At 56.0% G+C, this 23,556-nt stretch carries 19 protein-coding genes and 2 pseudogenes; 18 read left to right on the forward strand and 3 right to left on the reverse strand.

Annotation, left to right across the window (positions count from 1 at the left end):
* Positions 1 to 97 precede the first annotated feature (97 nt).
* Both ppc and argE read right to left on the reverse strand, forming a co-directional pair.
* Positions 98 to 2,737 (reverse strand): phosphoenolpyruvate carboxylase, encoded by a 2,640-nt coding sequence (gene ppc, locus AU511_RS10790; protein ID WP_094109647.1) that lies wholly within the window; start codon positions 2,735 to 2,737, stop codon positions 98 to 100.
* Between the two features lie 527 nt (positions 2,738 to 3,264).
* Positions 3,265 to 4,416 (reverse strand): acetylornithine deacetylase, encoded by a 1,152-nt coding sequence (argE, locus tag AU511_RS10795; protein ID WP_094100096.1) that lies wholly within the window; start codon positions 4,414 to 4,416, stop codon positions 3,265 to 3,267.
* Positions 4,417 to 4,622: 206 nt separating this feature from the next.
* Here argE and argC point away from each other — a divergent pair, with 206 nt between their 5' ends.
* The 12 genes from argC to hemB all read left to right on the forward strand — a co-directional run bounded on the left by argC (position 4,623) and on the right by hemB (position 16,366).
* A complete protein-coding gene (gene argC / locus AU511_RS10800; RefSeq protein WP_094100097.1) occupies positions 4,623 to 5,627 on the forward strand; it encodes an N-acetyl-gamma-glutamyl-phosphate reductase in 1,005 nt (334 codons plus the stop codon).
* Positions 5,628 to 5,650: 23 nt separating this feature from the next.
* On the forward strand, positions 5,651 to 6,424 hold the full coding sequence (gene argB, locus AU511_RS10805) for an acetylglutamate kinase (protein WP_094109648.1): 774 nt from the start codon (positions 5,651 to 5,653) through the stop codon (positions 6,422 to 6,424).
* 118 nt (positions 6,425 to 6,542) lie between these two features.
* Positions 6,543 to 7,916, forward strand: coding sequence for an argininosuccinate lyase (argH, locus tag AU511_RS10810; RefSeq protein ID WP_094100099.1), 1,374 nt, complete (start codon positions 6,543 to 6,545; stop codon positions 7,914 to 7,916).
* Between the two features lie 216 nt (positions 7,917 to 8,132).
* Positions 8,133 to 9,593, forward strand: coding sequence for a DNA recombination protein RmuC (gene rmuC, locus AU511_RS10815; protein WP_094109658.1), 1,461 nt, complete (start codon positions 8,133 to 8,135; stop codon positions 9,591 to 9,593).
* Positions 9,594 to 9,751: 158 nt separating this feature from the next.
* Complete coding sequence (gene ubiE, locus AU511_RS10820; protein ID WP_094109649.1) at positions 9,752 to 10,507, forward strand: bifunctional demethylmenaquinone methyltransferase/2-methoxy-6-polyprenyl-1,4-benzoquinol methylase UbiE; 756 nt, start codon at positions 9,752 to 9,754, stop codon at positions 10,505 to 10,507.
* Positions 10,508 to 10,521: 14 nt separating this feature from the next.
* Positions 10,522 to 11,130 carry a ubiquinone biosynthesis protein UbiJ gene (gene ubiJ, locus AU511_RS10825; protein ID WP_094109650.1) on the forward strand — a complete coding sequence of 203 codons (609 nt, stop codon included), beginning with the start codon at positions 10,522 to 10,524 and terminating at the stop codon, positions 11,128 to 11,130.
* The gene (ubiB, locus tag AU511_RS10830) at positions 11,127 to 12,764 is read left to right on the forward strand and encodes a ubiquinone biosynthesis regulatory protein kinase UbiB (RefSeq protein WP_094109651.1); all 1,638 of its coding nucleotides are present in this window, start codon (positions 11,127 to 11,129) and stop codon (positions 12,762 to 12,764) included. The genes ubiJ and ubiB overlap by 4 nt, the downstream gene beginning before the upstream one ends.
* Positions 12,765 to 12,842: 78 nt before the next feature.
* Positions 12,843 to 13,103 (forward strand): Sec-independent protein translocase subunit TatA, encoded by a 261-nt coding sequence (gene tatA, locus AU511_RS10835; RefSeq protein ID WP_026738417.1) that lies wholly within the window; start codon positions 12,843 to 12,845, stop codon positions 13,101 to 13,103.
* A gap of 3 nt (positions 13,104 to 13,106) precedes the next feature.
* Positions 13,107 to 13,640 carry a Sec-independent protein translocase protein TatB gene (gene tatB / locus AU511_RS10840; RefSeq protein WP_094109652.1) on the forward strand — a complete coding sequence of 178 codons (534 nt, stop codon included), beginning with the start codon at positions 13,107 to 13,109 and terminating at the stop codon, positions 13,638 to 13,640.
* Between the two features lie 3 nt (positions 13,641 to 13,643).
* On the forward strand, positions 13,644 to 14,405 hold the full coding sequence (gene tatC / locus AU511_RS10845; RefSeq protein WP_094100105.1) for a Sec-independent protein translocase subunit TatC: 762 nt from the start codon (positions 13,644 to 13,646) through the stop codon (positions 14,403 to 14,405).
* Between the two features lie 139 nt (positions 14,406 to 14,544).
* Positions 14,545 to 15,339 (forward strand): 3'-5' ssDNA/RNA exonuclease TatD, encoded by a 795-nt coding sequence (tatD, locus tag AU511_RS10850; protein WP_094109653.1) that lies wholly within the window; start codon positions 14,545 to 14,547, stop codon positions 15,337 to 15,339.
* 4 nt (positions 15,340 to 15,343) lie between these two features.
* Positions 15,344 to 16,366 (forward strand): porphobilinogen synthase, encoded by a 1,023-nt coding sequence (gene hemB, locus AU511_RS10855; RefSeq protein WP_094109654.1) that lies wholly within the window; start codon positions 15,344 to 15,346, stop codon positions 16,364 to 16,366.
* A gap of 12 nt (positions 16,367 to 16,378) precedes the next feature.
* On the opposite strand, the gene rfaH is transcribed toward hemB, so the two are convergent.
* The gene (rfaH, locus tag AU511_RS10860; RefSeq protein WP_094100108.1) at positions 16,379 to 16,867 is read right to left on the reverse strand and encodes a transcription/translation regulatory transformer protein RfaH; all 489 of its coding nucleotides are present in this window, start codon (positions 16,865 to 16,867) and stop codon (positions 16,379 to 16,381) included.
* A 123-nt stretch (positions 16,868 to 16,990) separates the two neighbouring features.
* On the opposite strand from rfaH, the gene ubiD reads away from it, so the two are divergent.
* The 6 genes and pseudogenes from ubiD (at position 16,991) to hemG (ending at position 23,499) form a co-directional block, all read left to right on the forward strand.
* Positions 16,991 to 18,487, forward strand: a complete 1,497-nt coding sequence (ubiD, locus tag AU511_RS10865) for a 4-hydroxy-3-polyprenylbenzoate decarboxylase (protein WP_094109655.1) — start codon at positions 16,991 to 16,993, stop codon at positions 18,485 to 18,487.
* A 54-nt stretch (positions 18,488 to 18,541) separates the two neighbouring features.
* A complete protein-coding gene (fre, locus tag AU511_RS10870; protein ID WP_094109656.1) occupies positions 18,542 to 19,243 on the forward strand; it encodes an NAD(P)H-flavin reductase in 702 nt (233 codons plus the stop codon).
* A 252-nt stretch (positions 19,244 to 19,495) separates the two neighbouring features.
* Positions 19,496 to 20,826 (forward strand): annotated as a pseudogene (gene pepQ / locus AU511_RS10875) (Xaa-Pro dipeptidase).
* Positions 20,826 to 21,439: pseudogene (locus AU511_RS10880) on the forward strand (IMPACT family protein). Before pepQ ends, AU511_RS10880 begins: the two co-directional pseudogenes overlap by 1 nt.
* A gap of 45 nt (positions 21,440 to 21,484) precedes the next feature.
* Positions 21,485 to 22,936, forward strand: coding sequence for a Trk system potassium transporter TrkH (gene trkH, locus AU511_RS10885; RefSeq protein ID WP_094100111.1), 1,452 nt, complete (start codon positions 21,485 to 21,487; stop codon positions 22,934 to 22,936).
* Positions 22,937 to 22,956: 20 nt separating this feature from the next.
* Entirely contained in the window at positions 22,957 to 23,499 is a 543-nt protein-coding gene (gene hemG / locus AU511_RS10890) for a menaquinone-dependent protoporphyrinogen IX dehydrogenase (RefSeq protein WP_094109657.1), read from the forward strand.
* Positions 23,500 to 23,556 lie beyond the last annotated feature (57 nt).

The raw sequence follows: 23,556 nt of genomic DNA on the forward strand, positions 1-23,556 counted from the left end.
CGCAGGTGGCGATATGGGCTGGACCGAGACGGCGGCGAAAAACGCGTTATCTCGGTCAGACGGACGGAGGGCTCCGCCGTCTTTTGACTCACCGGAATCAACCGGTATTGCGCATCCCCGCGGCGACACCGGCGACGGTGATCATCAACGCCTGCTCAACATCGGGGTCCGGCGTCTCCTGCTGGCGACAGCGGTGCAGCAGTTCGGCCTGGAGGACATTGAGCGGATCGGTATAGACGTTGCGTAGCGAGATGGACTCCGCGATCCAAGGCAGGTCCGCCATCAGGTGGTCGTCGTTGGAGATGGTCAGTACGGCTTTAATGTCCTGTTCCAACTGCGCGCGCAGCTGATGGCCCAGCGGCCACAAATTCTCCTGCACCAGTCGCTGATCGTAGTATTCCGCCAACCACAGGTCGGTTTTAGAGAACACCATTTCCAGCATGCCGATACGGGTGGAGAAGAATGGCCAGTCGCGGCACATCGCTTCCAGCTGATCCTGTTTGCCGTCCTCCATCACCTTCTGCAAAGCCGCGCCCGCGCCTAGCCAGGCCGGCAGCATCAGGCGGTTTTGCGTCCAGGCGAAAATCCACGGGATGGCGCGCAGGCTTTCCACTCCGCCGCTCGGCCGACGTTTGGCCGGGCGGGATCCCAGCGGCAGTTTGCCCAATTCCTGTTCCGGCGTTGCCGCGCGGAAGTAGGGGACGAACTCTGGATTTTCGCGGACGTAGTAGCGGTACATATCGCAGGAGGTCTGTGAAAGCTCGTCCATAATGTGGTGCCACTCATTCTTGGGCTCCGGCGGCGGCAGCAGGTTGGCTTCCAGAATGGCGGAGGTATACAGCGACAGGCTGCTGACGGTGACTTCCGGCAGGCCGAATTTGAAGCGGATCATCTCGCCCTGTTCGGTGACGCGCAGACCGCCCTTCAGGCTACCCGGCGGCTGCGACAGCAATGCGGCATGCGCCGGGGCGCCGCCTCGGCCGATAGAACCGCCGCGACCGTGGAACAACGTCAGCGCTACGCCATATTTCTCGAAGGTTTTGATCAGCGCATCCTGCGCGCGATATTGAGCCCAAGAGGCCGCCATCACGCCTGCATCTTTGGCGGAGTCGGAATAACCGATCATGACCATCTGTTTGCCCTGGATCACGCCGCGATACCAGTCGATATTCAGCAACTGCGTCATCACGCTGTCGGCGTTATTCAAGTCGTCCAGCGTCTCGAACAGGGGAGCCACCGGCAGCGTGTAGGGGCAACCCGCTTCCTTGAGCAGCAGGTGGACGGCCAGAACGTCTGACGGCGTGCGCGCCATCGAAATGACGTATGACGCGATGGCGTTCTGCGGGGTTTGCGCGATGACCTGGCAGGTATCCAGCACTTCCTGCGTTTCAGGGCTGGGCCGCCACTGGCGCGGCAATAGCGGACGTTTAGAGTTCAGTTCGCGGATCAGGAAAGCCTGTTTGTCGGCTTCCGACCAGCTCTCGTAGTCGCCCAGCCCTAGATAGCGGGTGATTTCGGCGATCGCTTCGGTGTGATTGGTGCTCTCCTGACGGACGTCGATGCGGACCAGCGGCACCCCGAAACAGTGCACGCGGCGCATGGTATCCAGCAGTTGCCCATCGGCGATAATGCCCATGCCGCAGGCGTGCAAAGAACGGTAACAGGCGTATAGCGGATCCCACAGCTGCTCGTTACAGACCAGCAGGTTCTGCGGCTCGGGGGAGGATGTTCCTTCGAGTTGGGCATCGAGATAGTTCAGCGTCGCGATAAGCTGCGCGCGCATTGTCTTCATCAACTGGCGATACGGTTCCTGGATGCTGTCGCCGCCGGCCAGCTGCTGCAAGTCGGGCGTACATGTGGACATCGACAGCTCGGAAACCAGCGCCTGCACGTCGTTCAAAAACAGCGCCGCCGCTTTTCGGCGACCCAGCAGCAGCACGCGGCGGGTGATCTTCGCCGTGACGTTTGGGTTGCCATCGCGGTCTCCCCCCATCCATGAGGTGAATCGGACAGGCGTCGCCTCCACCGGCAGACGATAGCCGAGTTCTCGCTCCAGCTGTTCGTCCAGCTCGCGCAGAAAGGCGGGGACGCCTTCCCACAGGCTGTTTTCAACCACGGCAAAGCCCCATTTGGCTTCATCGACCGGTGTTGGACGCTCTTTACGAATCTCGTCCGTGTGCCAGTACTGTGCGATGAGCTGACGCAGGCGGCGCATGATCTGATGGTGCTCATAATCCGCCAGATCGTCATGATCGAGCTGTTTCAGGCAGTGATTGACCTCACCCAGCTTGTGGATCAGGCTACGACGGGTAATTTCCGTGGGATGCGCGGTCAGGACCAGTTCAATGGAGAGCGATTCCACGGCCTCGCGGATCTGGCTCTCGTCCAGTTTGTCGTTGTCTTTCAGACGGCGAATGGCCAGCGCCAATGTTTCCGGGTTACTGGCCGCCTCTCCGTGCGGGGAAATGGTGTGATATTGCTCGGCGGTATTGGTCAGGTTGAGAAACTGGCTAAAAGCGCGCGCAACGGGCAGAAGTTCTTCGTTAGAAAGGTTTTGCAGCGTATTCAGCAGCTGTTGTCGATGTTCATTGCTGCCTGCGCGGGAGGCTTTGGAAAGTTTTCGAATGGTTTCAACACGCTCTAGTATGTTTTCTCCCAATGCGTCTTTGATGGTGTCCCCAAGCAGTTTGCCGAGCATACTGACGTTGCCGCGCATTGCGGAATATTGTTCATTCATATTTGTCCTGACCCGTCTCTCGTTGTCCTAAAAAAAATTACGCTTCAAAAGTGGAGTGATGTTTTTGTCTGGCAATAGAGGATCGCGCCCGTCTGGGGTGAGCACTATCTTTACAGTTGTACCCGTTTCTGTAGGGAAAAGGCAATTTGCGAAATTTAATCACCTGATCTTTAAGATAAGACTAGCTTATCAAGGCCAAACAAACCCAATTAGGACAAGGGCTGACGGGATGTCTCATAGAGATAAAAACCCGTTAAACAGCAGGGTTTTTGTGTTTTCACGTAATTAATCGTGCCGCCTTGGGCGTATTTTGTGGTTTTTTATTTCGCACACGGGCCGATCTGATAGCGTCCATCACTGCTTATTTCGTGATTTTTCAGAATAAATTTTTACATAGGGCTCCGTTGGAAGCCGCTAAAGTTGCGCTTCCTGGTCGCGAGCGGTGAGGTGCAGACGCAGAGCGGGAAGGATTGACCGATGTTGATGGGAACGCGCCTTGCCCATCGATGACAGGCAAGACGGAGAGGTTAGTGCTGGCAGAAACGATGAATAAGCTGTGCGATCAGCGTACGTGTCGGCTTGATGAACGACGTATCGATGTACTCATCCGGCTGATGTGCCTGATTGATGGAGCCGGGGCCGAGCACCAGCGTTGGGCAAAGCTGCTGGATAAACGGCGCTTCGGTACAGTAGTTCACCACTTCCGTCGGTTGTCCCAACAACTTTTCCACCACCTGCGCCAGAGGACTATCGGCCTGACACTCATAGCCGGGAATGGGCGGGTGCAGTTCGTTGATGGTCAAGCGTCCCGGCCAGCGGGAACTGACTGGCTCCAATGCCTCGGTCACGAGGCCGTTGATATCGTTCAACGCCATGCCGGGCAGCGGGCGGATATCCATATGCAGTTCGCAGCAGCCGCAGATGCGGTTGGCCGCGTCGCCGCCGTGAATATGCCCGAAGTTCATTGTCGGGTAGGGGATGTGGAATGCGGGATTGTGATAGCGCTCTTGCAGGGTATTACGCAATTTCATCAGGTGAGTGATGGACTCGTGCATCAATTCAATGGCGTTGACCCCGCGCGCCGGATCGCTGGAGTGACCAGACTGGCCTTGAATGCGTATCGCTTTGGACATATGGCCTTTGTGCGCGCGCACCGGTTGCAATGAGGTGGGCTCGCCGATGATGGCGCAATCCGGTCTGATGCGCGTGGATTCGGAGAAATATTTGGCGCCTGCCATCGTGGTCTCTTCGTCGGCCGTCGCCAGAATATAAAGCGGTTTGGTTAGCGTGGTCGGATCGATGTCGCGCAGCGTATCCAGAATGAAAGCAAAGAACCCTTTCATGTCGGCGGTGCCCAGACCGTACAGCCGGTTGTCGTGTTCGGTCAGGGTGAAGGGATCGCGCGTCCAGCGCCCGTCGTCGAACGGTACGGTATCGGTGTGTCCCGCCAGCAGCAGACCGCCGCTGCCTTCTCCCCGGCGCGCCAGCATGTTGAATTTATGGCGTGTTCCTGGGACGGGCTGCACTTCAACGTGAAAGCCCAGATCGGTAAACCAGCCTGCCAACAGGTTGATTAAGGTTTCATTACTTTGGTCCAGGTCGCTATCGGTGGCGCTAATGGATGGCGTAGCGATTAATGCCCGGTACAGCTCAATAAAAGGGGGTAAATTCATCTTCACTGTTGACAGCCTCTGGTTTGAATAGTATCAATATTCATGCACTTTTTGTGAATAAAAATACAGTATTGCCAGGTGAAAGAAAATCACAAACTGCGGCGCGGACCGCGCTTATGCTTTTTTCTGGCATCGTGAGGGGAGCGGCTTATCCGCATCAGTCCCCGGCTCTCGTCTCACCGATCGCGATATAACAAAGGTATACGGATCTCATGTTGAATACGTTGATAGTGGGTGCAAGTGGTTATACCGGCGCGGAGCTGGCACTGTACCTGAACCGTCACCCTCAGATGAACATAACCGCTTTGGCGGTTTCAGCGCAAAGTGTAGATGCGGGAAAATTACTCTCCGATCTGCATCCTCAATTGAAAGGCGTTATCGACCTGCCTGTCCAGCCGCTCACTGACGTCGCTGACGCGGCCAAAGGCGTCGATGTGGTGTTTCTCGCCACCGACCACAAGGTGAGCCACGATCTGGCGCCGCAATTTTTAGCCGCGGGCTGCACTGTATTTGACCTGTCCGGCGCTTTCCGCGTGCAGGACGCTGATTTTTACAGCCGTTATTACGGCTTCGACCATCAGCATGCCGACTGGCTGGCGCAGGCTGTGTACGGGCTGGCCGAGTGGCAGGCTGAAGCGATCAAACAGGCGCAGCTCATCGCCGTGCCGGGTTGCTATCCCACGGCCTCTCAACTGGCGCTGAAGCCGCTGGTGGAAAGCCGTTTGTTGAATACCGACCAGTGGCCCGTGATCGATGCCACCAGCGGCGTTAGCGGGGCCGGACGCAAGGCCACCATGACCAACAGCTTCTGCGAGGTCAGCCTGCAGCCTTACGGCCTCTTCACCCATCGACATCAGCCCGAAATTGCCGCGCACCTGGGGATTCCGGTGATTTTTACCCCGCATCTGGGCAATTTCCCGCGCGGTATTCTGGCAACGATTACCTGCCGTCTGCGCCCCGGCGTGACCGCACAGGACGTGGCTGAAGCCTACTATAACGCCTACCACGATAAGCCGCTGGTCCGGCTCTACGCTAACGGTGTTCCGGCGTTGAAGTCCGTGGTCGGTCTGCCGTTTTGCGATATCGGTTTCTCGGTGCAGGATGAACATTTGATCGTCGTATCCACCGAAGACAACCTGCTGAAAGGCGCGGCGGCACAGGCGGTACAGTGCATGAATATTCGTTTCGGTTTCCCTGAAACCCAGTCCTTACTCTGATTATTTCTGAGGCGCAAAGACCCATGAATCCGTTAATTATTAAGCTAGGTGGCGTACTGTTGGATAGTGAAGAGGCGCTGGAGCGTTTGTTCGGCGCGCTGGTTGAGTATCGTCAGCAGCATCAACGCCCTCTGGTCATCGTGCACGGCGGCGGTTGCCTGGTTGACGACCTGATGAAAAAGCTGTCGCTGCCCGTCGAGAAAAAGCAGGGTTTGCGCGTCACGCCTGCGGATCAGATCGACATCATCACCGGGGCGCTGGCGGGGTCCGCCAACAAAACACTGCTGTCGTGGGCGGTAAAGCACGGCATTCAGGCCGTCGGGTTGTGTCTGGCTGACGGCGGCAGTACGGTGGTGACGCGGCTGGACGAAGCGCTGGGTCATGTCGGCAAAGCGGAAGCGGGATCTCCTGCTTTACTCACAACGTTACTGGGGGCCGGTTATCTGCCCGTCATCAGCTCCATCGGCATTACCGCGGAAGGTGAACTCATGAACGTCAACGCCGACCAGGCGGCAACGGCGTTGGCTCAGACGCTGGGCGCGGACCTGATTTTGCTCTCCGACGTCAGCGGCATTCTGGACGGTAAAGGGCAGCGCATCGAAGAGATGACGGCGAAGAAAGCTGAGACGTTGATTGCCCAAGGCATCATCACCGACGGCATGGTGGTCAAGGTCAACGCCGCGCTAGATGCCGCGCGCGCGCTGGGTCGCCCTGTCGATATCGCCAGTTGGCGTCATGCCGAGCAACTGCCTGCGTTGTTTAACGGCGTCTCTATCGGCACGCGTATTTTGGCGTAGTACTGAGGTTATCGCTACCTGACTCGGCCGTGCCGGGCGAGTCGGCGTAAGACAGAAATTCTGGCGGGCGATGGAGTGCCATCCGCTCGCAATCATTTGAATACCGGGAGTTAAAGTTATGGCTTTGTGGGGCGGACGGTTTAGTCAGGCAGCAGATCAACGTTTCAAACAGTTCAACGATTCACTGCGGTTCGATTACCGTTTGGCGGAACAGGACATCACGGGCTCCATTGGGTGGTCTAAAGCGCTGGTGACGGTCGATGTACTGAGCGAACAGGAACAGCAGCAGTTGGAACAGGCACTGACGGTCCTGTTAAAGGAAGTTCAGGCCGATCCTCATGCCATTTTGCAAAGCGATGCCGAAGATATTCACAGTTGGGTGGAGCAACGCCTGATTGAAAAGGTGGGCGACCTGGGTAAAAAACTGCATACCGGCCGTAGCCGTAACGATCAGGTCGCGACTGACCTTAAGCTATGGTGCAAAGCGCAAATCAATGAACTGATGGAAACCATTCGGCATCTGCGTGAGGCGTTGGTGGCGACGGCGGAGGCGAATCAGGATGCGGTCATGCCGGGTTACACCCATCTCCAGCGCGCTCAGCCGGTGACGTTCGCTCACTGGTGTCTGGCCTATCACGAAATGTTGGCGCGTGACGAAAGCCGTTTAGCCGATACGTTGGCTCGTCTGGACGTCAGTCCGCTGGGCTGCGGCGCATTGGCGGGTACGGCCTATCCTATCGACCGCGAACAGTTGGCCGGCTGGCTTGGCTTCGCCTCCGCGACACGTAACAGTCTGGACACCGTATCAGACCGCGACCATGTGCTGGAGCTGTTGTCCAACGCGTCGATCGGCATGGTGCACCTGTCTCGTTTCGCCGAAGACCTGATTTTCTTCAACAGCGGGGAAGCCGCATTCGTGGAGCTGTCTGACCGTGTGACGTCCGGTTCCTCCCTGATGCCGCAGAAGAAAAACCCGGATGCGTTGGAGCTGATCCGCGGTAAATGCGGACGCGTACAGGGCGCGCTGGCGGGCATGATGGTCACGCTGAAAGGGCTGCCGCTGGCTTACAACAAAGACATGCAGGAAGACAAAGAGGGCCTGTTCGATGCGTTGGATACCTGGCATGACAGCCTGATGATGGCCGCGCTGGTGCTGGAAGGTATTCAGGTTAAGCGTCCTCGTTGCCAGGAAGCGGCAGAGCAAGGCTATGCCAACGCCACTGAACTGGCGGACTATCTGGTTGCTAAAGGCGTCCCATTCCGTGAAGCGCACCATATCGTGGGCGAAGCGGTGGTGGAAGCCATCCGCCAGGGAAAAGCGCTGGAAGCGTTGTCATTGGACGAACTCAAAACGTTCAGTGGAGTTATTGAAGACGACGTATATCCCATATTGTCACTGCAGTCCTGTCTGGATAAACGCGCGGCGCAAGGCGGCGTGTCTCCGCAGCAGGTAGCTGCGGCTATCGCGGTTGCTAAACAAAGCTTGTCCTGATGCACCAAGGAGGTGGATTCTTTCCGCCTCCGTTTCACTCCACGCCTGAATCCGTATCGCATTTCCCCCTTTTTTTCTTTCAAATTACAGCAATGACAGAATCCTTTCTGGACATCCATACAGCATGCTTTTACCTTGACGGGCAGCGGCAAGTGAACCCGGAGGCGGTGTGGCAATCACCCTTTTTACGGCATTGGCGGAGGCGTGGTCGGTCTGATGATCGGCTGGCTGGTGGCGAGTTTGTTACAACAGCAGCGTCATGCGCGCTATGAAACCGAACGTCAGTTGCAGGAGCAATCTTTGCAGCAGGCGAATCAGGCCTTGGACGAGAGCCGCGAGGCGCGCCAGCAGGATCAGATTCGGCTAAACGATCAAGAACGCGAGCTACGGCTGTTACATGGTCAGCTTGCGGCAGGTCAGGAAAAACTGTTGCAGATGACGGCGCTGCGCGCCGAGTGCGAACAGCTTAATCAGGAGCTGCGCGCGCTGCGAGAGGCCAATGGCGCTCAGGAAGCGGAACTGCGTGAGGTGACAATCCGGCTGGAAGAGACGCGGCTGGCGGCGGAAGAGAAACAGCGCCTGCTGATCAACAGCGAGCAACGCCTGTCGGCGCAGTTCGAAAATCTGGCCAATCGTATTTTCGAGCAGAGCGGTCGCAAGGTCGACCAGCAAAACCAGTTAAGTCTGGACCGGCTGCTGACGCCGTTGCGGGAACAGCTTGATGGTTTTCGTCGTCAGGTACAGGATAGTTTTGGCGAGGAAGCGCGCGAGCGCCACACGCTGGCGCATGAAATCCGTAATCTCCAGCAGCTCAATGCCCGCATGGCGCAGGAAGCCGTCAATCTGACTCAGGCACTGAAAGGCGACAACAAAACGCAGGGAAACTGGGGCGAAGTCGTTCTGAGTCGGGTGCTGGAAAGCTCTGGGCTACGGGAAGGGCACGAGTATCAAACGCAGGTCAGCATACAGACGGGGAGCAACGGCAGGATGCAGCCGGATGTTATCGTCCGTTTACCGCATGGGAAAGACGTAGTGATCGACGCCAAGATGTCGCTGGTGGCGTACGAACGCTATTTCAATAGCGAAGATGAGCGCGATCGCGGCGCCGCGCTCAATGAACATCTGGTTTCTATTCGCAGCCACATACGGTTGCTGGGCAGCAAAGATTACCAGCAGCTTCCGGGCTTGCGTTCGCTTGACTATGTGCTGATGTTTATTCCGGTGGAGCCCGCATTCTTGCTAGCCATTGACCGGCAGCCGGAGCTGATCACCGAGGCGCTCAAAAACAACATCATGCTGGTCAGCCCGACCACACTGCTGGTGGCCCTCCGCACCATCAATAATCTGTGGCGCTATGAGCAGCAGAGCCGTAATGCGCAGCAAATCGCAGAGCGGGCCTCCCGTCTATACGACAAACTACGGTTGTTCGTCGACGATATGACCACGTTAGGACAGAATCTGGACCGGGCTCAGAGCAGCTATCATCAGGCCATGAAAAAAGTCGCGTCCGGCCGCGGAAACTTGATCGGGCAGGCCGAAGGATTTCGGTCGCTGGGCGTGGAAGTCAAACGGCCCATTAAAACGTCGCTGATGTCGGATACGGACGTGATGAGCGTGGCGTGTCATACCGACGAGGACGTGCCGAATGAAACGTTTCATGACGAAAAATCCGGTTAGCGAGCCTATTCATGCGGTGTAAACTTTCGGCGTTCGGCGGCACCACGCCCGCGCGCATCGGCCCGCGGCGGCAAAGAAGGTCAGTGGCTTTTAACCTGGGTCTGTTACACTCTTCGTAAGTGGGGAAACCCGGATTTTGACAATAGCAGGCGGATAACATGGCAGACGATTCGGAGAAAACAACGCACTTTGGTTATCGCACCGTGGCGAAAGACGATAAAGAGACCATGGTGGCTGACGTTTTTCATTCTGTGGCGGCAAAGTACGACTTGATGAATGACCTGATGTCTTTCGGCATCCATCGTATCTGGAAGCGCTTCACCATCGAATGCAGCGGCGTACATCGCGGTCAACGCGTACTGGATTTGGCCGGCGGCACCGGCGACCTGACGGCGAAATTCTCGCGTCTTGTCGGCGAAGAAGGGGAAGTGGTACTGGCGGATATTAACGCCTCCATGCTGCAGGTCGGCCGCGAGAAACTGCGCAACAAAGGCGTCATCGGCAACGTCAGCTACGTGCAGGCGAATGCGGAAGCCTTGCCGTTCCCTGACAACACATTTGATTGCATCACCATCTCTTTCGGCCTGCGCAACGTCACCGAAAAAGAGCAGGCCCTGCGCTCCATGTTCCGTGTACTGAAGCCGGGCGGTCGTCTGTTGGTGCTGGAGTTCTCCAAACCGACGACGAAAGCGTTGAGCAAAGTCTACGACCTCTACTCCTTCCACGTACTGCCGCGCATTGGTGACATGGTGGCGCGCGACGCGGGCAGCTACCGCTATCTGGCCGAATCCATCCGCATGCATCCGGACCAGGACACGCTGAAGTCCATGATGTCCGACGCGGGTTTCGACAACGTCAATTATTATAATCTGACCGGCGGGGTGGTTGCCCTGCATCGCGGGTTTAAATTCTGAGTCTGGACATGCCAATGCGGATAATGCCTGTACTGACGGCTGCGCTGGAAACGGCGCTCAATCAGCTACTGTTTCGTGATCGAAGCATGAAGGCGGCCCGTCAGCGCCTGCACGGAAAAACGCTGCGTATCGATATCGCCGAGCTGCGTGCGCCGCTGGTGCTGATTTTCAGCGAACAGCGGCTGGACGTCGTCAGTCAGTGGGCGTCAACGCCGGACTGTCGTCTGGTGACTCAACTGTCCGCACTGATCCAATTGCGCGATCGCCAGCAGTTGTCCGCGCTCATGCGCAGCGGCGAACTAACATTGGAAGGCGATATACAGGTAGCGCAGCAATTTATCGCTCTTCTCGATCTTGCAGAAATCGACCCGGCTGAATGGCTATCGCCTTACGTGGGCGATATTGCTGCGGAAGGGTTGAGCCAGACGGCACGCAAAACGCTCGGTGCTGTCAGCGGGATCCTGTGTCGTCAACGGCACTATCTGTCGGAAACGCTGACCGAAGAGTGGCGGCTGCTTCCGGGAAAACTGGAGGCGATGTGGTTCGGGGACGAAGTCGAGGCCTTGGATCACGCGGTGGACGCACTGTCTGAAAGATTGTCAAAACTGGAGGAAACGCGATGACGCCGGGGGAAATAATTCGCCTTTATCGTATTGTCTGGGTATTGCTGAGCTACGGACTTGACGAACTGATCCCACGCGTGCCGCTAACCCTTCCCGTCCGTTTCATGCGCCGCCTGTTATTCTGGTTACCTAACCGGCACCAGAATCAGCCGCTGGGTGAACGTCTGCGGCTGGCTCTGCAAGACCTCGGACCGGTCTGGATAAAACTCGGGCAGATGATGTCTACCCGACGCGATCTTTTTTCTCCCGCGATCGCCGATCAACTGGCGAAACTGCAGGATCAGGTCGAGCCTTTCGACGGAGAACTGGCGCGCCAGCAAATTGAAAAGTCGATGGGCGGTAAGTTGGACAACTGGTTCGACGATTTTGACGCCAAACCGCTGGCCTCGGCTTCCATCGCCCAAGTGCATACGGCGAAGCTGAAATCGACGGGCAAAGATATCGTCATCAAGGTGATTCGCCCGGATATCCTTCCCGTCATTCAGGCCGACATCAAGTTGATGAAACGGTTGGCCAGTTGGCTGCCGCTACTGATGCCGGATGGTCGTCGTCTGCGGCCTCGCGAAGTGGTGCGTGAATATGAAAAAACGCTGCTGGATGAGTTGAATCTCCTGCGGGAAGCCGCCAACGGCATTCAGCTACGACGTAACTTTGAAAACAGCGGATTGCTTTACGTGCCGGAAGTTTACTCGGACTATTGCACCGAGCGGGTGCTGGTGATGGAGCGGATTTACGGGATCCCGGTGTCGGATATGGACGCGTTGAAATCGCACGGCGTGAACCTGCCGCTGCTCGCGGAACGCGGGGTTCAGGTCTTCTTCACTCAGGTTTTCCGCGACAGTTTCTTCCATGCCGACATGCACCCCGGCAACATTTTTATCAGCTACGAACACCCTGAAGATCCCCTGTATATCGGCATCGATTGCGGCATTGTCGGCTCCTTGAACAAGGAAGATAAACGCTATTTGGCGGAAAACTTTATTGCCTTTTTCAACCGCGACTACCGCCGCGTGGCCGAACTGCATGTCGATTCCGGTTGGGTGCCTGCGGACACTAATGTCGAAGAGTTCGAATTCGCGATTCGTACCGTCTGTGAGCCCATATTTGAAAAGCCGTTAGCGGAAATTTCTTTCGGTCATGTATTATTGAACCTCTTCAACACGGCGCGACGCTTCAACATGGAAGTTCAGCCGCAGCTGGTCTTGCTGCAGAAAACGCTGCTGTACGTCGAAGGCATTGGGCGTCAGCTGTATCCGCAGTTGGATTTATGGAAAACGGCCAAGCCGTTTCTCGAAACCTGGTTGAAAGACCAGGTGGGCATACCCGCCATGGTGCGGGCTTTCAAACAAAAAGCCCCGTTTTGGGCGGAAAAACTGCCTGAAATTCCTGAACTGCTCTACGACGGACTGCGCCAGCACAAAAAGCTGCGAGAAAGTATGGAGCACTTAGCGGATGAGCTGCGTGTTCAGCGGGTTCGGCAAGGCCAGTCGCGTTATCTGTTAGGCGTTGGCGCAGCGCTGTTGGTGAGCGGTACCGTGTTGCTGGCCAGCCATATCGAAGCGAACATTGTGCCCTCCGGTATGATCGCCGCCGGGATTGTCGCCTGGATCGTAGGATGGCGTTGTACGCGTTGAATAAGATCGTAATCAGTAGCATGATTGCCGTTATAAAACACGGCAGTTTGATAATCCCCTTGCATAAGAGGTAGTGACATGGGCGGTATTAGTCTCTGGAATTTATTGATCATCGCAGTCATCGTGGTGTTGCTATTCGGGACCAACAAATTAAGAACGCTGGGTTCGGATCTGGGCGCTTCCATCAAAGGCTTCAAGAAAGCGATGAGCGACGATCAAACGTCTGCCTCGGATGAAAAGGCGCAACAGCAGGATGCGGATTTCAACACGAAAACCGTTGCTGAACAGCAGCCGGAAACGAAGCAGGAAGAAAAGAGTCAGTCAAAAGAGCGGGTGTAATCGGTGTTTGATATTGGCTTTAGCGAACTATTGTTGGTGATGGTTATCGGATTGGTGGTATTAGGTCCGGAGCGTCTTCCCGTGGCGGTAAGAACGGTGGTGGGCTGGATTCGCGCTTTACGCTCTCTGGCGTCATCGGTGCAAAACGAACTGGTTCAGGAAATGAAGCTGCAAGAGTTACAGGACAGCCTGAAGAAAGTGGAACAGGCCAGCAACCTGCAGAATCTTTCGCCCGAGCTAAAAGCCTCCATGGATGAGTTAAAGGAAGCGGCGGACTCCATGAAGCGGACGTACACGGTGGATCAGCTAGGCGAAGAAAAGAAAGGCGACATGCCGAGCCAGCCGTTGAACGACCCCGAAGCCGCCCACGATGGGGTTATCGAGCACGAAACGACGACGGTGCCCACTGCGATGGAAAAAACCGCCGTGGACCAAAGCCAGAATGTTGATAACACCGCCGGCGAGTTCGGCAAGGTGAAGACCTCTTCGCCCGCCGCGACATCCTCGTCTCCCTCTCAACCACGTGATGATCATTAATCTATGGCCGTTGATGAAACCCAGCCGCTGATCAGCCATTTGATCGAGCTGCGTAAGCGGTTGTTGAATAGTATTCTTTGTGTTCTGGCAGTCTTTGTCGTATTGGTCTACTTCGCGAACGATATCTATCAGATCGTCTCCGCACCGTTGATCAAGCAGCTTCCCGCTGGCGCCAGCATGATTGCGACCGATGTCGCCTCGCCGTTCTTCACCCCAATCAAACTGACCCTGATTGTCTCGGTGTTCGCTTCTGCGCCGCTGGTGCTGTATCAGGTCTGGGCCTTTGTCGCGCCGGCGTTATACAAGCATGAACGCCGCCTGATGATGCCGCTCTTGTTCTCCAGCAGCCTGTTATTTTATCTCGGCATGGCGTTCGCTTACTTTATCGTCTTTCCGCTGGCGTTCAGTTTCTTCGCCCAGACGGCGCCCGCCGGCGTGATGATTGCGACCGATATCAACAATTATCTGGATTTCGTGATGGCGCTGTTTATGGCTTTCGGCGTGTCGTTCGAAGTGCCGGTGGCTATTGTGCTGCTGTGCTGGAGCGGTGTGGTGACGCCGCAAGAGCTAAAGCAGAAACGCCCTTATGTACTGGTTGGCGCATTTGTTGTCGGCATGCTGCTGACGCCGCCAGACGTGTTTTCCCAAACTCTGCTCGCGATACCGATGTATCTGTTATTCGAGATAGGGGTGTTTTTCGCCCGCTTCTACGTCGGCAAAGGACGTCGGAATGAAGAGGAAAATCAGGAAGACCCTGCGCCGTAACGGCGGCGATCGCTGGAAAGCACGGCGCCGCCGCAGCGCGGACAAAACGTCATATTGGACACCTCTCGCCGAGAGGTGTTGTTTTTTGAGCGTCTCGTGACAGACGGGACAACAGGTGTGAAACGCAGGACTGACGTCGATGTTTGATATTGGAGTTAACCTCACCAGCTCACAGTTCGATAAAGATCGCGAGCAGGTGGTGCGACGCGCCCGCGAGGCTGGCGTCACCGGCCTGCTGATTACCGGTACCAGCGCCGAGGAAAGCGAACAGGCGCTGGCTATGAGCGAAGCCATCCCCGATTACTGTTGGTCGACCGCAGGCGTTCATCCACACGACGCCAGCACCTGGACAGAAACAGTGGCCGAGCAAATTCACCGATTGGGACAGCGCGATAAAGTCGTCGCTATTGGCGAATGTGGTCTGGACTTTAACCGCAACTTCTCTTCGCCCAAGCAGCAGGAGCACGCATTTAGTGCCCAATTGGCGCTGGCTGCCGAACTGTCTCTGCCGGTGTTTCTGCACTGCCGTGATGCGCACGAACGCTTTATGGCGTTGCTTAAACCGTGGCTGGATAAAGTCCCCGCCGCCGTCGTTCACTGCTTTACGGGCGATCGTCAGGCGTTAAGCGACTGCTTGAATGCCGGACTGATGGTTGGCATCACCGGCTGGGTCTGCGATGAACGCAGAGGTCTGGCGCTGCGCGAACTATTGCCGCACATTCCGGACGAGCGGCTACTACTGGAAACGGATGCGCCTTACTTGCTACCGCGGGATTTAGAACCCAAACCCGCTTCCCGACGTAATGAGCCCTGTCATCTTCCCCATATTGTCCGGCAGGTAGCCGCCTGGCGCGGGCAAGACGCCGTTTGGCTGGGTGCGATGACGGATGACAATGCCCGCCGGATTTTCCGGCTGGCTTCGACTGGAGAATAATTTTATGAGCACTGCTTTTCCCGGCGCATTCCCTGGACGACGTCTGCGCCGACTGCGTCGTCACGACTTCAGCCGCCGTCTGGTGGCCGAAAATCAGGTGACCGTTAACGACCTCATCTACCCTGTGTTTGTCATGGAAGGCAAAGCGACGCGTCAGGAAGTGCCATCTATGCCGGGCGTGTATCGTCTGACGATAGACGAACTGGTGAAAGAGGCGGAAATTGTCGCCAAACTGGGTATTCCAGTATTGTCGCTCTTTCCCGTGATCGAAGCGGATAAGAAGTCGCTCCACGCGGAAGAGTCCTACAATCCGGACGGGTTGGTACAGCGGGCGGTGCGAGCGTTGAAAGCCGCGGTGCCTGAGCTGGGACTGCTGACTGACGTGGCGCTGGATCCTTATACCACCCATGGCCAGGATGGGATCATCGACGACGACGGCTATGTCGTGAACGACATCACGAAAAGCATCCTGGTTCGCCAGGCGCTGTCTCATGCGGACGCGGGCGCGGAAATCGTTGCCCCTAGCGACATGATGGACGGTCGTATCGGCGCGATTCGTCACCAACTGGAAACTCAGGGGCTGGTTAATACCCAGATCATAGCGTATTCCGCCAAGTATGCCTCCTGTTTTTACGGACCTTTCCGCGATGCGTTGGGCTCCTCCGGCAACCTGAAAGGCGGTAACAAGAAAACCTATCAGATGGACCCGGCAAACGGCGCGGAAGCGTTGCAGGAGATCGCCCAGGATCTTCAGGAAGGCGCAGATATGGTGATGGTGAAGCCGGGGATGCCGTATCTCGATGTGGTCCGTCAGGTGAAAGACACCTTCGGGGTGCCGACGTTCGCTTATCAGGTCTCCGGTGAATATGCGATGCAAATGGCGGCGATTCAGAATGGCTGGCTGCAGGAACAACCGGCGGTGATGGAGTCTCTGATGTGCTTCAAACGCGCCGGAGCGGATGGGGTGTTGACGTACTTTGCGAAACGCGTGGCGCAGTGGTTGCGTGAGGAATCTCTGCAGCGCTAACGGCAATTGCCGTCAGCATTTTTTGAACTGGCGGTTATCAATACTCTGCTTAACCTGTTTATTCAGCAGGTTAAGCAGCAGCATGGAACGCGCCTCGCCATCGGGCTCCGCATAGATGGCTTCCAACCCGTTGAATGTCCCTTCCGTGATCGTCACGGTGTCGCCCGGCTGCGGCGTCTCCGGGTCCGTCGCCACTAGCGTCGGGTTCAGGGCTAGTTCGTCAATCACGCCCTGAGGCACCGTCGCGGGTAGCGTACCAAAGCGCACGAAGTGGCTAACGCCGCGCGTCGCGCTAATTGTGGTGGTGTGAATGTGTTCGGGATCGAAAGCGACGAACAGATAATTGGGGAACAGGGGTTCGCTGACCTCGGTACGCTTTCCGCGCACAACCTTTTCAACGGTAATCATCGGGCTCAGGCAGTTGACCGTCTGACGTTCCAGATGCTCTTTTGCCCGCAATAGCTGCCCGCGTTTACAGTAAAGTAGATACCAGGATTCCATAATTTCACTAATCTATTGCAATTTTCGGCAAGAATAACAAAAGCCGCTCGGGATAAATAGCGCCTGCAGGAAGCGACAGTTTGTAGAAGAAACTTTATAATAACTGCACCACCGACCGTCCTGATGAACAGCATGAAATACCGTGATTTACGTGAATTCCTTTCCCTTCTCGAAGATAAGGGTGAGTTGAAACGCATTACCCAGCCCATCGATCCCCATCTTGAAATGACCGAGATTGCGGATCGCACTCTGCGAGCCGAAGGTCCGGCGCTGCTGTTCGAAAACCCGATCGGCTACGACATGCCGGTGCTGTGTAACTTATTCGGTACGCCGAAACGTGTCGCATTAGGGATGGGGCAGGACGACGTCAGCGCACTGCGTGATGTCGGCCGACTGCTGGCATTTTTGAAAGAACCCGAACCGCCGCGCGGATTCCGCGATTTGATGGACAAACTTCCCCGTTTCCGTCAGGTACTGAATATGCCGACTAAGCGCGTGTCGTCCGCCGCCTGTCAGGAAAATGTATGGCAGGGCGATGACGTGGACCTGACGCGCATTCCCGTGATGCACTGCTGGCCTGGCGATGCAGCGCCGTTGATCACCTGGGGACTGACGGTCACCCGGGGTCCGTTTAAGGAGCGGCAGAATCTGGGGATCTATCGCCAGCAGGTACTGGGTAAAAACAAGCTGATCATGCGCTGGCTGTCTCACCGGGGCGGTGCGCTTGACTTCCAGGAGTGGTGTCAGGAGCATCCTGGTGAACGTTTTCCCGTCGCAGTGGCGCTGGGAGCCGACCCGGCAACCATCCTCGGCGCGGTGACGCCGGTACCGGACTCGTTATCCGAATATGCGTTTGCCGGACTGCTGCGCGGCCACAAAACCGAGGTGGTGAAATGTCTATCCTGCGATTTGGAAGTGCCGGCCAGCGCGGAGATTGTGCTGGAAGGGTATATCGAACCGGGAGAGCAGGCGGAGGAAGGTCCCTACGGCGATCACACCGGCTACTATAATGAGGTCGATAAGTTCCCGGTCTTCACGGTGACGCACGTGACCCAGCGGCAGAACGCCATCTACCATTCAACTTACACCGGCCGTCCGCCGGATGAGCCGGCGGTATTGGGCGTGGCGTTGAACGAAGTTTTCGTGCCGCTGCTGCAAAAGCAATTTCCGGAGATCGTCGACTTTTATCTACCGCCTGAGGGGTGTTCTTACCGTCTGGCGGTCGTTACTATGAAGAAGCAGTACGCCGGGCATGCCAAAAGAGTGATGATGGGCGTGTGGTCGTTTCTGCGCCAATTTATGTACACCAAATTTGTTATTGTCTGCGACGATGATATCAACGCCCGTGACTGGAAAGATGTCATTTGGGCGATCACGACGCGGATGGACCCGGCGCGAGATACACTGTTAGTGGAAAATACGCCCATCGACTATCTCGACTTTGCTTCACCAGTTTCCGGGCTTGGCTCCAAAATGGGGCTGGATGCAACTAATAAATGGCCGGGCGAGACCCAACGAGAGTGGGGCCAACCGATAACCAAAGATCCGCAGGTCGTGGCTCGTATCGATGCCATCTGGGACGAGTTAGCCATTTTCGATGACAGCGGAAAACGGCGCTAATCGACCGTTACCGTCATTCCCCATTTCGCTTTGATGACCCTACAGAGGGAACGCATGACAACATTGAGCTGTAAAGTAACATCAGTAGAAACGATCACCGATACGGTTTATCGGGTTCGTTTATTACCTTCAGCCCCGTTTTCCTTCCGTGCCGGCCAGTATCTGATGGTAGTGATGGATGAGCGGGACAAACGCCCGTTCTCTATCGCATCGACGCCGATGGATACCGATTTTATCGAGCTGCATATCGGGGCGTCGGACATGAATCTTTACGCGATGGCCGTCATGGATCGCATCCTGAAAGAAGACACTCTGGAAGTGGATGTGCCACACGGCGAGGCCTGGCTGCGAGACGACAGCGATCGTCCGTTGATTTTGGTCGCGGGCGGCACCGGTTTTTCCTATGTCCGTTCGATTTTGCTGACCGTGCTGGCTCATCAGCCGCAGCGTCCGGTCTCTATCTATTGGGGGGGGCGGGAACCTCAACATCTCTACGATTTAGGTGCGTTGGAATCGTTGACGGAACAACACCCCAATCTGCAGGTTGTGCCAGTGGTTGAACAGGCGGAAGACGGTTGGCGAGGTCGTACCGGTACGGTGCTGAGCGCGGTGCTGCAAGACTTCGGCTCGCTGGCGGACCACGACATCTACATCGCCGGTCGTTTCGAAATGGCGAAAGTCGCGCGGGAACGCTTCTGTAATGAGCGTGGCGCGCAGCAAGAACATCTGTTCGGCGACGCATTCTCTTTCATTTAAGCCATTCCTTTCGCGATATCCGGCTCCGTATATGACGGGGCCGGTTTGCTATTTATCGCTTGCTGGGGTGTGTGCGGTACTGATTGTCTGTTCTCCGGCGCATCCCGCGGTTTGTTTTGCTCTTGGCGCCATTAAAAGTGTTGCGAGAGTGAGGAAAGACTGGACGTTGTTCTGCTGGCGTCAGGGAGTGACACTGCCGGCTTCCCGGCGCTGTGTTAACATAAAAATACGCTGTGGTAGGTGGAGATATTGATGGAATCGCTGGCCCCTTTGTATCATCAACATGTCGTGACGCTGCAAGAACGCACGAAAGCTGCGCTTGAACGCGGCAACCTGGACGCACTGCTGATCCACGCCGGGGAGCTGATGACGCTGTTCCTGGATGACCATGACTATCCGTTCAAAGTGAATCCGCATTTCAAAGCGTGGCTGCCGGTGACGCAGGTGCCGAATTGCTGGCTATGGGTCGACGGAGTGAACAAGCCGCGGTTATGGTTCCATTCTCCCGTAGATTTTTGGCACAGCGTCTCTCCGTTGCCGGACAGCTTCTGGACGAAAGAGTTCGACATCCAGGTGTTTCGAGAGGCTGACGATATCGGGCACGCGCTGCCTATGCCACGTCAAAATGTGGGCTATATCGGCAGCGCCATACAACGTGCTGCCGAACTTGGCATTACCCCTGAGCACATCAATCCCCAGAGCGTGTTGAACTACCTTCACTACCACCGTGCCTATAAAACCGATTATGAGCTGGCTTGCATGCGTGTAGCGCAGAAAACCGCCGTTTCGGGGCACCGCGCCGCGCTGGAAGCGTTTCAGTCCGGCATGAGTGAGTTCGATATCAATCTTGCGTACCTCACGGCCACCGGCCACCGCGATAGCGACGTGCCTTATGACAACATTGTGGCGCTGAACGAGCATGCGGCGGTGTTGCACTACACCCAGTTGAAGCATCAGGTGCCGGGTGAAGCCCGCAGTTTCCTGATTGACGCTGGCGCGCAATACAACGGCTACGCGGCGGATATTACCCGTAGCTATGCAGCTCAGCACGACAGCGATTTTGCCGCGTTGGTCAAAGACCTCAACCGGGAACAGCGAGCGCTGATTGACACGATGAAATCGGGCGTGCGCTATACCGAATATCATGAACAGATGCATTGTCGGCTTGCCGGACTCCTGAAGCGTCACAAGTTGGTGGGCGGCCTTAGCGAGGAAGCGATGGTTGAACAGGGGCTGACACGGCCGTTTTTGCCACACGGACTCGGCCATCTTTTGGGGCTTCAGGTCCACGACGTCGGCGGGTTTATGCAAGACGACGCGGGCACCACGCTGGCCGCGCCCGAGTGCTATCCTTATTTGCGTTGCACACGAATGTTGGAGCCTCGAATGGTGGTGACTATCGAGCCCGGACTCTACTTCATCGACTCTCTGCTGGAACCTTGGCGCGCGGCGCTCTTCGTCAGCACTTCAACTGGCAGAAGATTGATGCGTTACGACCTGCAGGCGGAGTCCGCATCGAAGATAACGTCGTCATCCATGACAAGCGTATTGAAAACCTGACGCGCGCACTGAATCTGGACTGATGTCTTCTTATCCGGTGCCCGCTGAGCAGGTTAGCGTCAGCGAAGAAATTAAAAAAAGTCGTTTTATCAGCGTGATAAGTCCTGCCTGCGGCATAGAGGCGGCAAAAGCCTTTATTCTCGCCCAGCGGGAGCAGCACCCCGCGGCAGTTCATCACTGTTGGGCCTATGTGGCGGGCGCGCCGACGATTCCCAGCAGTTGGGTTTCTCCGATGATGGAGAGCCGGCGGGCACGGCGGGCAAACCAATACTGGCGCAGCTCATGGGCAGCGGTATCGGCGAGGTGGCGGCTGTCGTCGTCCGTTATTACGGTGGCGTCAAGCTTGGCACCGGCGGGTTGGTACGAGCCTACGGCGGCGGTATACAACAGGCGTTGAAGCAAGTGACGCTGACACAGCGGTTACTGCTACGGGAGTATCGACTTCAGTGCGACTATCCCTTATTGGCGCCTGTCGAAGTGATCGTGCGTCAGTTGGAAGGGCAGATTGTCTCGACGGAGTATGGCGCTGATGTCAGGCTCCAAATAGCGTTGCCTTTAAACGCCACCGATGAGGCCGAACGCCGATTACGAGATATTAGTCGCGGTGCGTTGCAATTACTGCCAATTTCACAATAATCCCAGCGCGAACTCATTGAACTTTTTGTTAAGGAAGGCCCCGTAATGCACTTGCGCGCCATAACCCGCATCGTTGGCCTGCTGGTCATCCTCTTTTCTGGCACTATGTTTATCCCCGGCCTGGTGGCGCTCATTTATCGCGACGGCGCAGGTAAAGCCTTTACGCAGACATTTATCGCCGCGTTGATTATTGGGCTGGTGCTCTGGTTCCCTAATCGCAAGCATCGGCATGAGCTTAAAGCGCGAGAGGGCTTTTTGATTGTCGTGCTGTTTTGGACGGTGCTGGGAAGTGTCGGGGCGCTGCCTTTCCTGTTTACCGACCGGCCGAACCTGACAATAACAGATGCGTTCTTCGAATCCTTTTCCGGCTTGACGACGACTGGGGCGACGACGCTGGTCGGTTTGGATTCGATGCCTAAAGCTATTTTGTTCTACCGTCAGATGTTGCAGTGGATGGGCGGGATGGGGATTATCGTGCTGGCGGTGGCCATCCTGCCGATTTTGGGCGTTGGGGGCATGCAGCTCTACCGCGCAGAAATGCCCGGCCCGCTGAAAGACAACAAAATGCGGCCTCGTATTGCTGAAACGGCGAAAACGCTGTGGCTGATTTACCTGTTGCTGACGGTTTTGTGCGCGTTATCCCTCTGGTTGGCGGGAATGCCGGTCTTTGACGCCATCGGCCACAGTTTCTCGACGATTGCGATAGGGGGCTTCTCTACGCATGATGCGAGCATCGGCTACTTCAACAGTCCTACCATCAATACCATTATTGCGATTTTTCTACTCATTTCCGGTTGCAACTTCGGCCTTCATTTCGCGGTATTGAGCGGACGCAGCCTGAAAGTGTATTGGCGCGACCCTGAATTTCGCATGTTCATTTTTGTCCAGATGACCCTGGTGGCCGTTTGTACCGTCGTTTTGTGGTTCCATAATGTGTACAGCTCGGGGATAGATACGCTGAATCAGGCGTTTTTCCAGGTGGTTTCGATGGCGACGACCGCCGGGTTTACGACGGACAGCATTTCGCATTGGCCGTTGTTCCTTCCCGTGTTGCTCCTGTGCGCGGCCTTTATTGGCGGTTGCGCGGGTTCAACGGGCGGCGGACTTAAAGTGATCCGTATCTTGCTTCTGTTCTTACAGGGGTCGCGCGAGCTTAAGAGGCTGGTTCATCCCAATGCGGTCTATACCATCAAGCTGGGACAGCGCGCGTTGCCAGAAAGAATATTGGAAGCCGTATGGGGGTTCTTTTCCGCCTACGCGTTGGTCTTTATTGTCAGTATGTTGGCCGTTATCGCGACCGGCGTTGACGATTTTTCGGCGTTTGCCGCCGTTGCAGCTACGCTAAACAATCTTGGTCCTGGTCTAGGCGTGGTGGCGGACAACTTCACCTCAATGAATGATGCTGCAAAATGGATACTCATATTGACGATGCTGTTTGGTCGTCTTGAGGTATTCACGCTGTTGGTGCTGTTTACGCCGACCTTCTGGCGGGAATAATAAAAAGAGGATTCCTTAGAATGAAAGCATTGATCCTGTTTTCCACCACTGATGGACAAACAGAGGCAATCGCAAATGTCATTGCCGATGAACTGAAAGAGACGCAGGTCTGTGATGTCGTTAACATTGATGATGCCGACACGGTCGAACTGTCTCAGTACGAGAAAATCCTTTTAGGAGCGTCTGTCCGTTACGGGCACTTTGCGCCGGCGCTGGACCAGTTCATCCAGCGCAATTTGGTTTCACTGCAAAACAAACCGAGCGCTTTCTTCTCGGTGAATCTTACGGCGCGCAAACCGGAAAAAAGCACAGTGCAAACCAATGCGTATACGCGCAAATTCTTACTGCGTTGTCCCTGGAAGCCCGACCTGGGGGCGGTATTCGCGGGAGCGCTGCGTTATCCTCGATATCGATGGTTTGACCGCATCATGATTCAGCTGATTATGCGAATGACGGGCGGAGAAACGGATACTTCACGTGAGATTGAATATACCGATTGGCATCAGGTCCGCGATTTCGCTCAGCAATTCGGGCAATTAACGCTGAAAAAAAAGGCACAATGAGGGTTATTACAACGTATTGATGGAAAAAGACTCGCTTGAATATGTTTTTGCAATTAG

Source organism: Lonsdalea iberica (assembly GCF_002111585.1).
Taxonomy (GTDB): domain Bacteria; phylum Pseudomonadota; class Gammaproteobacteria; order Enterobacterales; family Enterobacteriaceae; genus Lonsdalea; species Lonsdalea iberica.

Excerpts from the sequence above, each read along its gene's own strand:
- hemG (WP_094109657.1), top strand. The coding sequence starts at position 22,957 with ATGAAAGCATTGATCCTGTTTTCCACCACTGATGGACAAACAGAGGCA.
- tatC (WP_094100105.1), top strand. The coding sequence starts at position 13,644 with ATGGCCGTTGATGAAACCCAGCCGCTGATCAGCCATTTGATCGAGCTG.
- fre (WP_094109656.1), top strand. The coding sequence starts at position 18,542 with ATGACAACATTGAGCTGTAAAGTAACATCAGTAGAAACGATCACCGAT.
- ubiJ (WP_094109650.1), top strand. The coding sequence starts at position 10,522 with ATGCGGATAATGCCTGTACTGACGGCTGCGCTGGAAACGGCGCTCAAT.
- trkH (WP_094100111.1), top strand. The coding sequence starts at position 21,485 with ATGCACTTGCGCGCCATAACCCGCATCGTTGGCCTGCTGGTCATCCTC.
- tatA (WP_026738417.1), top strand. The coding sequence starts at position 12,843 with ATGGGCGGTATTAGTCTCTGGAATTTATTGATCATCGCAGTCATCGTG.
- ppc (WP_094109647.1), bottom strand. The coding sequence starts at position 2,737 with ATGAATGAACAATATTCCGCAATGCGCGGCAACGTCAGTATGCTCGGC.
- ubiD (WP_094109655.1), top strand. The coding sequence starts at position 16,991 with ATGAACAGCATGAAATACCGTGATTTACGTGAATTCCTTTCCCTTCTC.
- argC (WP_094100097.1), top strand. The coding sequence starts at position 4,623 with ATGTTGAATACGTTGATAGTGGGTGCAAGTGGTTATACCGGCGCGGAG.
- argH (WP_094100099.1), top strand. The coding sequence starts at position 6,543 with ATGGCTTTGTGGGGCGGACGGTTTAGTCAGGCAGCAGATCAACGTTTC.
- tatD (WP_094109653.1), top strand. The coding sequence starts at position 14,545 with ATGTTTGATATTGGAGTTAACCTCACCAGCTCACAGTTCGATAAAGAT.
- ubiE (WP_094109649.1), top strand. The coding sequence starts at position 9,752 with ATGGCAGACGATTCGGAGAAAACAACGCACTTTGGTTATCGCACCGTG.
- rfaH (WP_094100108.1), bottom strand. The coding sequence starts at position 16,867 with ATGGAATCCTGGTATCTACTTTACTGTAAACGCGGGCAGCTATTGCGG.
- ubiB (WP_094109651.1), top strand. The coding sequence starts at position 11,127 with ATGACGCCGGGGGAAATAATTCGCCTTTATCGTATTGTCTGGGTATTG.
- hemB (WP_094109654.1), top strand. The coding sequence starts at position 15,344 with ATGAGCACTGCTTTTCCCGGCGCATTCCCTGGACGACGTCTGCGCCGA.
- argB (WP_094109648.1), top strand. The coding sequence starts at position 5,651 with ATGAATCCGTTAATTATTAAGCTAGGTGGCGTACTGTTGGATAGTGAA.
- rmuC (WP_094109658.1), top strand. The coding sequence starts at position 8,133 with ATGATCGGCTGGCTGGTGGCGAGTTTGTTACAACAGCAGCGTCATGCG.